Consider the following 13876-nt stretch of genomic DNA (forward strand, 5'->3'; position numbering starts at 1 on the left):
TCTAATCGAGCCAGTAATTGGGTGCTTCCTTGGTAATCGTCACGTCGTGTACGTGGCTTTCCCGAACCCCGGCGGTAGTGACTCGAACGAAGCGGGCATTGTTGCGCATGGCTTCGATGGTGTCGCAACCCGTGTAGCCCATGGCCGAACGTACGCCCCCGATCAGTTGGTGAATGATGGCGATCAGGCTGCCTTTATAGGGGACACGGCCTTCGATGCCCTCGGGGACGAGCTTTTCGGCATCGGTGCTTTCCTGGAAGTAGCGATCGCTCGAACCCTGCTGCTGGGCCATGGCGCCTAACGAGCCCATTCCTCGATAGGATTTATATGACCGCCCCTGGTACAGCTCCACTTCGCCGGGGGCTTCTTCGGTGCCGGCGAACAGTCCACCGATCATGATCGAGTAGGCGCCCGCGGCCAATGCCTTGGCTACATCGCCGGAATAACGGATACCGCCGTCAGCAATGAGAGGAATCCCGGATCCCTTGAGCGCTTCCGCGACATTGGCCACGGCCGTTACCTGCGGGATGCCTACGCCGGCCACGATGCGGGTGGTGCAGATGGAACCGGGGCCGATGCCTACTTTTACCGCATCCGCTCCCGCCTTGACCAAATCTCTTGCCGCTTCGCCGGTGGCGATGTTTCCGCCGATCACCTGCACTTGCTTGAAGTTCTGCTTGACCCAGCGCACGCGGTCCAAAACGCCTTGGGAGTGTCCGTGAGCCGTGTCGACTACTATGACGTCGACGCCGGCTTCGACCAGCGCGGCTACTCGCTCTTCGGTGCCGGGACCGGTGCCGACGGCGGCGCCAACACGAAGGCGCTCCTGCTCGTCTTTACACGCCTGCGGATAGTCTTTGGCCTTTTGGATATCTTTGACAGTAATCAGTCCCCGAAGCTGAAAGTTGTTGTTAACGACCAGCACTTTTTCGATCCGGTGTTTATGGAGGAGGTGGATGGCTTCCTCCTTGCTGGCGCCTTCCTGCACCGTGACCAGCTTTTCCTTTGGCGTCATGGCCTTGGTGACCGGCTCGTCGTAGCGGGTTTCGAACCGCAGGTCGCGGCTGGTGACGATGCCCACGAGATTTTCACCGTCCACAACGGGCACGCCGGAAATTCTTCTCGAGCGGGTCAATTCCATGACTTCGCGAATAGTGGTATTCGGAGAAACCGTGATCGGCTCTTTGATTACCCCGCTTTCGTACTTCTTGACGCTTTGAACCTCATAGGCTTGACGGTCGACCGTCATGTTCTTATGGATGATGCCGATTCCGCCCTCTTGGGCCATGGTAATGGCCAGGCGGGATTCGGTTACCGTGTCCATGGCCGCGGATAGCAGAGGAATATTGAGGCTGATATTGCGGGTAAGTTGGGTTTTTAAGCTGACGTCGCGCGGCAGTACGGCCGAGTGAGCAGGAATAAGGAGGACATCGTCGAATGTGAGCGCTTCTTGAACGACATGCATGGTTTGCTCCCGCCAACTAAAATTTACAGATTCTATTGTAGATATCTATATGTTGCAATATCAGGTCTAGGTTTGAAGATGGAGCTCGAATACCTTGCGGTGTGGTTCTAATGTGAGTGTTGCGAAAACACAGGGGCTCTTCGGTTGAGCTCCATTTCCGAATCGGGATCGATTCCCTGTCCAATCAACGCGAAAACGGTCTGTGCCATGGCAGCCTGTGCTATGGGCTCAAAAAATGCGGCTTTCAGAGTCCAGGCGAACGCGGCGGTAAACACGTATTGCCACAGGCCGACGGATACGGGTAGCGCGCCGGCGATGTTCTTGATCGGGATCAAAAGTACCGCAAAAGCGACTGCAAAGCCCAAGAGCTCAAAAAGGCTCAAGTAAAGACGGTTCTTGAACAGTGCCGAAAAGTGCTGAATGTGAGCCGCCAGCGCATTTCGAGCCGAGCGCCAAGGATCGGCCGTATTCGTGAAGAAAAGCCAAGCCAAAATCGCTAGATCGTTGGCGGAAAAAATCCGACCCGCGATCCAGGTTAACGCTTGGGAGAGTCTCGGATTGTTCATCTTGTCTAGAGCGGGACCTAAATAGGTTTCCGGAAGTTTTTGCAGGGTTTCCTTAACGGAGAGATCCAGTTCCATCAATCCGGAAGCGCTGGGAAAGCGCCGTGCTACGAGCTGTTTCGCATAATCGATCTGGGCTTTGCCTTCCGGAATGGATTGTCCCTTGGACTGCTCGGCCAACAAAGCCAGATTTCCCGCCTTGATGTGATAAAGAAAGGTTGCGCGAAGCTTATACATTAAAAACGCGCATCCGATGAATCCGGCGACGGCCCCGGCCGAAGCGAATGCGGTTGGATTCTGGCTCAAGGAACCCAGACCGATAGCGGTACCGGCACCGGCCGCCGTCATAAAGACATAGGCAAACGCTATCGCTAAGCATGCCAGCAGTCGATAAAGGACGAACGGCATTGATTTTTCAATGGTCCGCGTCGCGGCCAGCAAATTGAGGTCCGGCATCTCTTCCTCCAAGGTGGTTTTTGATTTTTGAGTTTTCTCGGGCAGGTCAAGTAGTTCGAATCTTAAGGAAAAACGGGGTTGTTTTTCCATAAAGTAAAAGTCCAGTTGTATCGGTGATTCGTTAAGATTTGCTCATCCGTCTCGATTTGCGCGGTGTCTTTGTCTTGGTCGTCGGCAGGCCGGTGTGCTGGGTTCGGAACGGCAGCGCCTTGCGGGCGATTCGAGTGCCTTCGTGTTGATTTCCGGTGCCTTCGGGCTGCCATGTCGGTACCAGATGATGCTTGCCGTTTCCGATCAGGTCTGCGCGTCCCATGCGTTTCAGGGCTTCCCGGAGCATCGGCCAGTTGTTGGGGTCGTGGTATCGGAGGAAAGCCTTGTGCAGGCGCCTTTGCTTAAGATTCTTGGGAACAAACACCGTTTCGCTGGTGCGTGTGACGCGGTGCAGCGGGTTCTTTCCGGAATGATACATGGCGGTTGCGGTGGCCATGGGGGAGGGGAGGAAGGCCTGAACCTGATCGGCCCGAAATCCATTGCGCTTGAGCCAAAGTGCGAGATTCAGCATGTCTTCGTCGGTGGTACCCGGATGGGCGGCGATGAAGTAGGGGATCAAGTATTGCTCCTTTCCGGCCTCCTTCGAGTATTTGTCGAACAAGGCCTTGAACCGGTCGTAAGTGCCGATGCCCGGTTTCAGCATCTTGGACAAGGGGCCCGGTTCGGTGTGCTCCGGCGCGATCTTCAAATAACCGCCGACATGATGGGCTGCGAGTTCTTTGACATATTCAGGCGAAGTCACGGCGAGGTCATATCGCAATCCCGAGGCAATCAAGATCTTCTTGATGCCCGGCAGTGCGCGGGCGCGGCGGTAAAGCCGGATTAGCGCCGTGTGGTCGGTATTCAGGTTTTTACAGATGCCGGGGTATACGCAAGACGGCCGGCGGCAGGCAGCTTCGATCGCCTTGTCCTTGCAGGCGAGCCGGTACATGTTCGCGGTCGGTCCGCCAATATCGGAGATGACTCCGGTAAAGGCCGGCGAGGTATCGCGAATGGTCTCTATTTCCCGGATGATCGAGTCTTCCGAACGGCTTTGAATAATGCGCCCTTCGTGTTCCGTGATCGAGCAGAAGGTGCAGCCGCCGAAACAGCCGCGCATGATGGTCACCGAATGCTGGATCATCTCGAACGCGGGAATCTTGCCGGTTCCGTAAGACTTGTGGGGAAGGCGCGAATAGGGCAGGCCGTAGACGCCGTCCATCTCCTTGGTGCCGAGCGGAATGGGCGGCGGGTTGATCCAGACGTCGCGGTCCCCGTGTCGCTGCACGAGCGCCCGAGCGTTACCGGGATTGGTCTCCTGGTGCAAAACGCGCGAGGCGTGAGCATAGAGGACGGGATCGGCTTTGACCGCTTCATATGCCGGCAGGCGGATGACCAATCGATCGCCGGAAGTTCGGCGTTTGGTCAGGCGGATCAGCGCTTCGGACTTACTGCCGGAAGTTTCCTTCGTACATCCGGGTGATTCCCCGTGATAAGGATTCAGTTTGGGAGCCTGATTTCCAGGCGCATCCACGGATGTGGAGTCGAGTTCGGTCCATCCTGCGGGTGTCTGTTTGCGGATGAACACGGTTCCGCGAATATCGGTCAATTGGTCGATGGATTCTCCCGCTGCAAGCCTGTGGGCGATCTCCACCACCTGGCGTTCGCCATTGCCGTATACGAGAAGATCCCCCTTGGCATCGAGCAAAACCGAGCGGCGCACTGTGTCGGACCAATAATCGTAATGGGCGATCCGGCGGAGGCTCGCCTCGATCCCGCCCAGAACGATCGGCACATCCTTGAAGGCTTCTCGGCACCGCTGCGAATAGACAGTGACACAACGGTCCGGGCGTCTGTCGGGGGCTCCGTCGGGTGTGTAAGCGTCGTTCGAACGGACGCGGCGGTCCGACGTGTAGCGATTGACCATGGAATCCATGTTGCCGCCGGTGACGCCGAAAAACAGGTTGGGCTTGCCGAGTTCTCGAAAATCGTCGGCGGATGTCCAATCCGGCTGCGCGATAATGCCGACTCGAAAGCCCTGAGCCTCCAGCAGCCGGCCGATGATCGCCATGCCGAAGCTTGGGTGATCCACGTAAGCATCGCCCGTTACAATAATGATGTCGCACGAGTCCCAGCCCAAGGCGTCCATGTCGCCGCGGCTCATGGGGAGTTGCGGTGCTGTTCCGAAGCGCTTGGCCCAGTATTTTCGGTAAGAAAAAAGATCGGGAGTAATGTTCATCGCGAACTAGCGAAGAAGACAAATGAAAGGAATCGAACAGGAGAGAATCGAGAGCACGACTCCCCGTACAGTACCTGAGAATTTAACTGGGGATTCTAACGCGAAAATCCCGCCTTAGGCGCTAAAAAGCCGATCGGCCGGCTTTTCGTTCACAAAAATCCAAGAACGAAAGATGGGCGAAGCCTGTAACGAAAATCGAATGGTTTCTAAGGGAGAGGCTAAGGTCTTAATGGCGCGCGTGCCTTGGATTCGCGGATAACGCCCAGTCCCCAGATGCCCCATGATGCCGTTTTAAGCATCAATAAAGGAATAGCGACGGCTTTGAGCCCCCAAAGAACAACGGCTAGCGCGCTTGCTCCGGATAGGCTCCAAGCAAACACACCCCAACGTCCACCGACGACGACTCGAAGAAGACGCTTAGATGTATTTTGCAATTTGCTCATAGATAGATGGCATCCAGCAAGCGGGGGCAGTGTACCATGCGGCATCGATCGGTAGAGTGGCGGTAAAGTAGAGATCCGCAAAACGCCTACTGAATGCGTGCTCAAGAAAATCCTAGCAAGCGAATTTAATATAAGCAAATAAATTGTTAAGAATACGTAATCAATGCTTATTTCCTTCACGCATTAAAAAGCCACTGCCTGAGAGCGTGGCTCCAGGCAGTGGCTGTAGACGCAAACAGTGCTTAGAAAACTAAGCTAAGACGCCGTTAGCGTTGTGCCGGTGGTATATCCGGGCAGAGGTCTTTGCCGATCAGGTTCGAGATGCTCGCAAACACCTGCAGCAACACGCCCATGATGGCCAATGCCAGCCAGCCGAAGATCACGAAGCCGTAGTGCAAGGGCGCTACGAACAACTCTTCCATAAACCAGAAGGTGTGACCCCATTCGTTCAAGCCGACGTTCGGCAGAATCATGAACGGACCGGTCCACAGAATCAGGTACGCCAGCGACAAGCCTTTCGACGTCGAGAAGTACGGCAGGCGGGTATGCGCATACAGGAACGCGCCACCACCCGTGATGATGTAGATCGGATAGCTCAGGTAGAACTCGATGATGTGCGACGGCGTGAAGTCGGTGTCGCGAACAATCGTCTGGTGCCAGGTGCCGTCCTGCTCGGTGAAGTAGCTCGCACCCCAGTAAATGGCCCATGCATACGCAAACAGCCAAATCAGGTGCGTCATGTTCCGGCGCAGTTCTTCCCGCGGCGCCAGTGCCGCCAGGTTGCGGTCACGGGTCTTCCACAGGTAGCCCCACAGAATCGAGGCGGTGACCACTTCCAGTACGATTTCGGTGTACAGGAAGTTCATCCAGTACGTCTCGAATTCCGGTGCGAACGAATCCAGACCGGCGGACCAGCCGTAGACCCCTTCATACCACCGAACCCAAAAATAAAAGACCGTGTACAGCATGAACGCAAAAGTCAGCCACTTTACGTTAAGTAAGGGTTGCTCTTTTGCTTCCACGCCACCTGCTGTTGTAGCAGCCATAGTTTTACCTCCATTGCTTGTTGTTAATTACCAATGAATGCCAGAGTACGTACGTGACATCTCTGACCCCGATTTAGAGTAAAGCTGCACAAAAAAATTCCGATCCGTAGGAAGAAATTTTTAACTGTGCGGCTTCTGCGTTGAAAATACGGAGAAGCCCTTCGAAACCCTAAATACAGGGCCTATCCCGATACTTTTCGGCGTACGGCAGGTTTGTCGGAACGCCCAACCGCAGCCAATGGTATCGAGTCAATACTTTATGCTCGGCTTATAGGTGATGTCAACTAGGATGTGTCAATTATTTTTCGACGAAGTTGATGGCAGGATTTGGTGCCGATCGGATCGGGCTGACAGGCTCGGATCGTCGATTTTTACGCTGAGATGTTGCGGGGTCTGGCTGGGTCGCCCAGCTTTATCACCAGCGGCAATCAGATAGACGTCCATGACACCGTAGTAGCTGATCACGAAGCGTTCGAAGAATCGAGCCAGCGGGCTATGGATGTTTTCTCGTTCAGTGATGGTCAATACGGTGCCGTCGCCATCTTCCGCAAGTTCGTAAATCCAAGTACCGTTTGAAAAACAAGCTAAAAGAGGTGATCTGCCAGCGTGGCGACGGGCTCGACTCGTGTACTTTGCGTATTCGGTTTGTCCATTATGCGGAAGTGGGCGGGTTTTTCGTTCCGTGATCAGGATGATAAGATCGGCCTAATGTAAAGCGGATTGTTTGTGGCTCATTCATAAGCCAGCCATGAGAAGGGAGGCGCTTGATCGGCGAGGCGGTAGTACCGGCGCAGCTATTGGTACTGATGCAAGTCCACCGCAAGACCGTCGATCCGTGTTTTATGAAATCCGTCAATCATGCGACCACAGTTATTCCCTCTATGAAGCCCCGTTATTCCTATTCGGCGGGATCTCCTATTCCGCATGGAGTTCATTTGCACAAAGGCGGGGTGAATTTCTCCCTGTTTAGTCGGCATGCGACCCGCGTTTGGTTGCTTTTGTTCGAAGATGTGCATGCCAGCAAGCCGTTTCAAGTCATCGAGCTCGATTCGCAACATCATAAGACCGGCGACATGTGGCATATCTGTGTCCTGGGGGCAGGAAGGAATCTAGTTTACGCCTTTCGCGTCGATGGGCCTTTTGCACCTGAACAAGGACATCGTTTCGATTCGACGAAAATGCTGCTGGATCCATACGCGACGGCGCTTGCCACGCCGCTACAGTGGAATTTTGCCGGTTTTTCTCCTCATGCCAAACCAACTGCGCTCGCTGATTCCGAGCGAGAAAACCCGGTGGCCGCCAAAAATCTTGTTACCGGCAACGGCTTTGACTGGGAGGACGATCGACCACTTTATCATCCATGGTCTAGCCTGGTGATTTACGAAACGCATGTACGCGGTTTGACGGTGCACCCATCGTCCGGCGTCAGGTCGCCGGGCAGTTATCTTGGTCTTATCGAAAAAATTTCGTACTTCAAACGGATCGGGATCACGGCCGTTGAGCTAATGCCTTTGCAGGAGTTCAATCCTAATGAGGTTACCGCGGTTAATCCTCTGACCCGAGAGAGGCTCCGCAATTACTGGGGCTACAACACTATCGCTTTTTTCGCGCCTTTCGAGGGGTATGGCAGTCGTCTGTATCCCGGCTGTCAGGTCGACGAATTCAAGACGATGGTCAAAGCCCTGCACAAAGCCGGAATCGAGGTGCTGCTCGATGTTGTGTTCAACCACACGGCGGAAGGCGATGAAACCGGACCGACGCTCAACTTCCGCGGTCTGGACAACAGCATTTATTACTTGCTGGAAGACGATAAAAGTCGCTACAAGAATTTCTCCGGTTGCGGCAATACCATGAACTGCAACCATCCCGTGGTTCGCAACTACATTCTCGACTGTCTGCGGTATTGGGTCGTGGAAATGCACGTGGACGGTTTCCGCTTCGATCTGGCCTCTATTTTGGGGCGAGACCGCAACGGCCATCTGGTGGCCAACGCGCCGCTCTTGGAGCAGATTGCCGAGGACCCGATTCTGCGCGACGTAAAGCTGATCGCCGAGGCTTGGGATGCGGGCGGCGCCTACTTGGTCGGACGTTTTCCCGGAGAGCGCTGGTCGGAGTGGAACGGCCAATATCGTGACGACGTGCGGCGCTACTGGCGCGGCGATCTCGGCACGGCCGGAGCTTTTGCCAGCCGATTATGCGGCAGCGCCGATCTTTACGAGCATAGCGGGAAGGCGACGGTTAACAGCATCAACTTCGTGACCTGTCACGACGGGTTTACGCTGAACGATCTGGTGAGCTACGAGTACAAACACAATCTGGCCAATGGCGAAGAGAATCGGGACGGTTCGAACGATAATCACAGCGCCAACTACGGCGTGGAAGGTCCGACCGACGATCCGATCATCAATCGAATTCGGCTCAGGCAGATGAAGAACTTCATCGCCACGCTTTTCGTTTCCCGCGGGGTGCCGATGATTTTGGGCGGAGATGAGTTCTGTCGCACTCAACTAGGCAACAACAACGCTTATTGCCAGGACAACGAGATTTCCTGGTACGACTGGAGGTTGCTGGCGCGGAATCAAGAATTCTTCGAATTCGTGCGGAATATGATTGCCTTTCGCGCGCGTCACCCGGTTCTGTCGTCGGAAAGGTTCTATAGGCCAGAAGACGTGAGCTGGTTCAATCCGTCCGGGCAGGTTCCCGACTGGCATTCGGAGAGCGCGGTGGGATGTCGGATTTATGCGGAAAAAGAAGGAGGGCAAGACCTTTGTCTGCTCTTCAATCCGCTGACCTATGCGACAAACTTCGTACTGCCGGATCTGCCGCACGATTCGGCTTGGCTTAGGGTGATCGATACCAGTGCCGCGCCGCCTTTCGATATTTGCCGGCCGGGCGACGGCATCCCGTTCGGCGGAAACTCATCCATTCGGATCGAGGAGCGCAGTATGATCGTGTTGCTTGCGGAGCGTAATCGCTAGTCTGAAAATGAAAACGGCCGGCTGTCCCGGCCGTCTTGCGTTTCTAAGACATGTACGAAACATTCACGGCGTTACCGTTTGAGTGGCCGAAAACTGATTTCCTTTATTGTCTCGAATTTCGGCTTTCAACTCTCCGGCCGTTTCCGGCACGAAATAGAAGCGGAAATTCGGGTCGGCGCTGATGGCGATATCGGTCTGTGCCGTGAGAACCGGTTTGTCGTTGAAGCTGACTTTTAGTTCTTCCACGAAGTGAGCCGGCTTGATCATCCGGGTCAATTGATCCATCTGCAGGCCGGTGATGTTCGGATGACTGATGAGCAGTTGAGCCAAATTCGGCTGTTGCAAGGCTGCTTTTTCATTGTCCAGCTTGAACTTCATCTTGCCCATGCGTGCCATGGCTGCCTCAAGATCGGTGCCTATGGGGGCCGAGCAGCCGCCGCTCGCTTTGACGAACACTTTGTTCATATGGAGCTTGCCGTCATTGGTCTCGGCGATGGCGCGAATATGGGTGTAGGCGTTGACGCGTACCCGCATGGCCAGGTCGGCTTTTCCGCTGTCCGGTGTGAAGTGGAAGTTGGCGGAGAATGGAACCGGGTTGTTGTCGATGATCAAGGTCACGGTCTTGATGTATCGATCCTTGGTCTGCGGAATCTTGCTGTTGATCTGGATCGGTACCAAGGCCGGATCTTCTGCGCGATAAGGGGCGGTCAATTCGATGATTTGGTTGCCCTCTTCGATTGCGCGGTCGCCGAAAAATTTTTGTCTGAGTCCGCCGTTCCAGGCCGCTTCTTCCTCGCCGGCGGCGAACGCGGAGCCGGTTACTGCTAGTAAGTAGGCCAAGGCTAACCATAGGCCTTTGTTTAACGCTATCAATTGTTTCATTGAGTTACTCTCCGGGTAAGTGTTCGGGGATTTAGTCGTCTTCCCACTCCAGTTCGGCGAATGCAGTGGAAATATTCCTCTTATGGAACTCGTCGAACAGTTGCCAGTCATCGCGGGCCGATAAACCGACGTTCTCCATGGCATCCTCCATGGTTTTGCCATCTTTGATGAACGCTCTGATCTCGGACTGCAAAGTCCTGAGGTAGCGCTCCTCGGGCTCCAGCGCCTCAGGCCAATCGGCCGAAACCGGGCCGTGTCCCGGTATCGCCAGCTTGGCATCGATCGTTTTGAGTTGCTCGATCGTCGCGAGCCAGCCATTGAGGCTTCCGTCAACCACGGGTAAATGCCCCATGAACAGGAGATCGGCAAGCCAAAGGGTCTTGGTTTGAGCATCGTAAATGCTGAGATCGTTGTCGGTGTGGGATGTCTTGTGTGCCCTCAAAAGCAGCGTTCTGGCGCCGAGCTCTAGCACGAGCGTGTCCCGAACCGAATGATCGGGCGGCACGAAGTTCTCGATCTTTAAACTGAAGCCGAGATCGCGCTCGGCCTTTTCTTGATAAAAGGGCGCGCGCATGGCCATGGCTTCGGCAAGCTTGTGATGGCCGATGAAACTGACGCCGGGCTGTTTGAATGCGATATTGCCGTAGATGTGATCCGGATGGACGTGGGTGTTGATGACGTAGCAGATCGGAATCGTGGTGATGGATTCGATGGCGCTTCTCAAGGCATGGCCTTGCTCCGGGCTGCCCCCGGTATCAATCACCGCCACGCAACGCTGGCCGACTATGAAGCCGATATTGGCGATCTCGCCGCGGTTGTGGCTATCCGGCAGTTCGTGGACGCCCTGGTGAACGTAAATGCCCGGCGCGACCTGCTGAAGCGAGAGTTTGGGGATGTCGGTCTGGGCGGGGGCGTTTAGCGCGGTGAGCGACAGGATGAGCGCAATGACTGGAACTTTCATTAAGGTCTTGTGTCTTTTTCGTTGGCGATCAATAGATCGAGCAAAGCGCGGCTGGCCCGCGACCGCATTTTCGCTTCGGGCGCGATGATGTTCAACTGCCAGCGGAGGCCATCGGGCGGGTTGATCCGCCGTGATACCAAGCTGTTATTTTCATGGCGCATGGCCTGAATGGAGGCAAAACCGATACCGAGTCCGGCCCGGACAGACTCTTTCACGCCCGCGACGCCCATCACCTCGATATTGACCGGCGCCGTAATATGCGCTTCGGCCAACGCGGTTTCGACGACTTGCCTCGCACCCGATCCCGGTTCGCGCCAGATGATTTGGTAGCGGGTAAAAACATCGAGAGGAACGGCCTCCGGATAAATTTCCGCGATTTCATGATTCTGGGGGACGATCAGCACGATTTCGTCCTCTTTCCACGGCAGCATGCGGAATGGCGCGGATAACTGCTCGGTCGCGACCGGGCCTTCGATGAAAGCCAAATCCAACTCCGGAAGATTTTGCACGATTTCTTGGGTATTGCCGGTATTGATATACACATGCACGCCGGGGTAGTCGGTTTGGAGTCTCACGACGTATTCGGGTAGGTAATAGCTGGCGATGGTCATCGTCGAGCCGATGCGCAAGGTTCCGACGTTGACCTGCTGTAAGCGGCGGATGTAGTCCTTCGCCTCGCGATAGTCGCGTTCCATGCGTTCGGCGTATTCGAGTAGACCTTGGCCTGCCGGTGTCAAAACGATTTGATGGCCGACTCGCTCGTACAGCGGTTCTCCGACGGCATCCTGAAGTAACTTCAGCTGCCCGGAGACGGCCGGTTGGCCTAGATTCAGCTGTTCAGCGGCTCGAGTGATGCTTTTCAGCTTTGCCACGATCGCAAAGGTCAGGAGAGACTGCAAGTTCATACATGATTCTGCATAAATATGCGTAACATCATGAAAAGTAATGGAAAATTCATGAATATCGATTTGAATTTGATGGACCCATCCGCTACAGTCGCGTACACCGATTCGACTACCCGCTAGAACGCGTTGTTTCTGCCGATGTTGAGGGCGCTGGGCCCGAGAACGGCTGTTTCCGAAGCACTATATTAAAGGTATGCACCGTATGACCACAGCTCCGGTTGCTTTTAAGAAAGTCAAGAAAAATAAGAGGATGGCGCCCAAGGGGCGCCCGATCGACCTCAAGGCCTTGGAGGAGATTCGTGCCTTGCTCGGCGAAGCGCCGCGTCGCCGGGATTTGCTGATCGAGCATCTGCATAAGATTCAGGATGCCTACAAGTATATTTCCGCAAAACATGTCGTTGCCTTGGCCCATGAGATGAAGCTTTCTCCAGCCGAGGTGTATGAGGTCGCTACCTTCTACCATCATTTCGATGTGGTCAAAGAGAACGAGACGCCTCCGCCGCCCTTGACGGTGCGCGTTTGCGAGTCGGTTTCCTGTGAAATGGCCGGCGCCAAGCCGTTGCTGGAAGCACTTCAAAAAGGGCTGGGAGAAGGGGTCCGCGTGATTCCGGCACCATGCGTCGGACGTTGCCAGCATGCGCCGGTTGCCGTGGTGGGGCAAAATCCGATCGATAATGCCAACGAAGAAACAGTACAGCAGGCGGTTGTCAGCAGGGCGGTCGAAGCCGAGGTCCCGGCTTACATCGATTATTCCCAGTATATCGCTCAGGGCGGATACCAAACCCTGAAGGCATGCATCGAAGGCAAGCGCAACCGCGAGTGGGCGATTAATGCCATGGAGCATTCCGGTTTGCGCGGTCTTGGCGGCGCCGGTTTTCCGGCGGGACGCAAGTGGCGGATCGTCAGTAGCTATCCGGGGCCGAGGCTCATGGCAGTGAACATCGACGAGGGCGAGCCGGGCACTTTCAAGGATCGCCATTACCTGGAAAGCGATCCTCACCGTTTTCTCGAAGGTATGCTGATCGCCGCGTGGGCGGTCGACATCAGCGAGATCTATATCTATCTTCGCGACGAGTATGCCGCCTGCCGCAAGATTCTTACCGAAGAACTGGCCAAGCTGCAGAGCAATCCGCCTTCCGCAACACACCTGATTCCGCCGATTCATCTACGGCGGGGGGCCGGCGCCTACATCTGTGGCGAGGAGTCGGCAATGATCGAATCCATCGAGGGCAAGCGCGGCATGCCGCGGCTCCGTCCTCCCTTCGTTGCCGAAGTCGGTTTGTTCGGCCGTCCCACGCTGGAGCACAACATGGAGACGGTGTTCTGGGTGCGCGACATTCTGGAGAAGGGACCCGAGTGGTTCTCTTCGTTCGGGCGGCACGGCCGTAAAGGATTGCGTTCGTTCTCGGTCAGCGGGCGCGTGCAGAAACCGGGGGTTCATCTGGCCCCCGCCGGTATCACCGTGCGCGAGCTGATCGACGAATACTGCGGCGGCATGCTGCCGGGACACGAGTTCTACGGCTACTTCCCCGGCGGCGCTTCCGGCGGAATTCTGCCGGCATCCATGGGCGATATTCCGCTGGATTTCGACACCTTGAATCAGTACGGCTGTTTTATCGGCTCCGCTGCCGTCGTCATCCTGTCCAACCAGGACAGCGCCAAGGCGATGGCGATCAACGCCATGAAGTTTTTCGAGGAAGAATCGTGCGGTCAATGCACGCCTTGCCGGGTCGGTACCGGCAAGGCGGTCAGGCTCATGCAAAAGGACCAATGGGACAAGCCCTTGCTGGACGACATCTCCAAGGTGATGACCGATGCATCCATCTGCGGCCTTGGTCAGGCGGCGGCAAATCCCTTGCAGTGCGTGTTCAAGTATTTCCCCCAAGAGCTTGAAAAGTAAGCGAGCTG

Annotated in this window: 10 protein-coding genes; 2 read left to right on the forward strand and 8 right to left on the reverse strand. The window is 55.5% G+C overall.

What is annotated here, in order from left to right; genetic code table 11:
- Position 1: 1 nt before the first annotated feature.
- The 5 genes from guaB to ACR2TX_RS10625 form a co-directional block, all read right to left on the reverse strand.
- Positions 2-1465 (reverse strand): IMP dehydrogenase, encoded by a 1464-nt coding sequence (guaB, locus tag ACR2TX_RS10605; RefSeq protein WP_077730318.1) that lies wholly within the window; start codon positions 1463-1465, stop codon positions 2-4.
- Between the two features lie 107 nt (positions 1466-1572).
- On the reverse strand, positions 1573-2574 hold the full coding sequence (locus ACR2TX_RS10610; RefSeq protein ID WP_077730319.1) for a hypothetical protein: 1002 nt from the start codon (positions 2572-2574) through the stop codon (positions 1573-1575).
- Positions 2575-2605: 31 nt separating this feature from the next.
- The gene (locus ACR2TX_RS10615; RefSeq protein ID WP_077730320.1) at positions 2606-4753 is read right to left on the reverse strand and encodes a YgiQ family radical SAM protein; all 2148 of its coding nucleotides are present in this window, start codon (positions 4751-4753) and stop codon (positions 2606-2608) included.
- A gap of 709 nt (positions 4754-5462) precedes the next feature.
- Positions 5463-6242, reverse strand: a complete 780-nt coding sequence (amoC, locus tag ACR2TX_RS10620; RefSeq protein ID WP_077730321.1) for a bacterial ammonia monooxygenase, subunit AmoC — start codon at positions 6240-6242, stop codon at positions 5463-5465.
- A 294-nt stretch (positions 6243-6536) separates the two neighbouring features.
- Positions 6537-6767, reverse strand: coding sequence for a hypothetical protein (locus tag ACR2TX_RS10625; protein WP_139841078.1), 231 nt, complete (start codon positions 6765-6767; stop codon positions 6537-6539).
- A 356-nt stretch (positions 6768-7123) separates the two neighbouring features.
- On the opposite strand from ACR2TX_RS10625, the gene glgX reads away from it, so the two are divergent.
- Positions 7124-9220 (forward strand): glycogen debranching protein GlgX, encoded by a 2097-nt coding sequence (gene glgX, locus ACR2TX_RS10630; RefSeq protein ID WP_280858750.1) that lies wholly within the window; start codon positions 7124-7126, stop codon positions 9218-9220.
- 63 nt (positions 9221-9283) lie between these two features.
- On the opposite strand, the gene ACR2TX_RS10635 is transcribed toward glgX, so the two are convergent.
- The 3 genes from ACR2TX_RS10635 to ACR2TX_RS10645 are packed head-to-tail and all read right to left on the reverse strand — an operon-like array spanning position 9284 to position 11968.
- Positions 9284-10102, reverse strand: coding sequence for a quinoprotein dehydrogenase-associated SoxYZ-like carrier (locus ACR2TX_RS10635; RefSeq protein WP_086134247.1), 819 nt, complete (start codon positions 10100-10102; stop codon positions 9284-9286).
- A 31-nt stretch (positions 10103-10133) separates the two neighbouring features.
- Positions 10134-11063 (reverse strand): quinoprotein relay system zinc metallohydrolase 2, encoded by a 930-nt coding sequence (locus ACR2TX_RS10640; protein WP_156879664.1) that lies wholly within the window; start codon positions 11061-11063, stop codon positions 10134-10136.
- Positions 11063-11968, reverse strand: a complete 906-nt coding sequence (locus tag ACR2TX_RS10645) for a LysR family transcriptional regulator (protein WP_077730325.1) — start codon at positions 11966-11968, stop codon at positions 11063-11065. The genes ACR2TX_RS10640 and ACR2TX_RS10645 overlap by 1 nt, the downstream gene beginning before the upstream one ends.
- A 202-nt stretch (positions 11969-12170) precedes the next feature.
- Here ACR2TX_RS10645 and ACR2TX_RS10650 point away from each other — a divergent pair, with 202 nt between their 5' ends.
- Positions 12171-13868 carry an NAD(P)H-dependent oxidoreductase subunit E gene (locus tag ACR2TX_RS10650; protein ID WP_077730409.1) on the forward strand — a complete coding sequence of 566 codons (1698 nt, stop codon included), beginning with the start codon at positions 12171-12173 and terminating at the stop codon, positions 13866-13868.
- Positions 13869-13876: the final 8 nt, after the last annotated feature.

Source organism: Methylocaldum sp. GT1BB (assembly GCF_051027545.1).
Taxonomy (GTDB): Bacteria; Pseudomonadota; Gammaproteobacteria; order Methylococcales; family Methylococcaceae; genus Methylocaldum.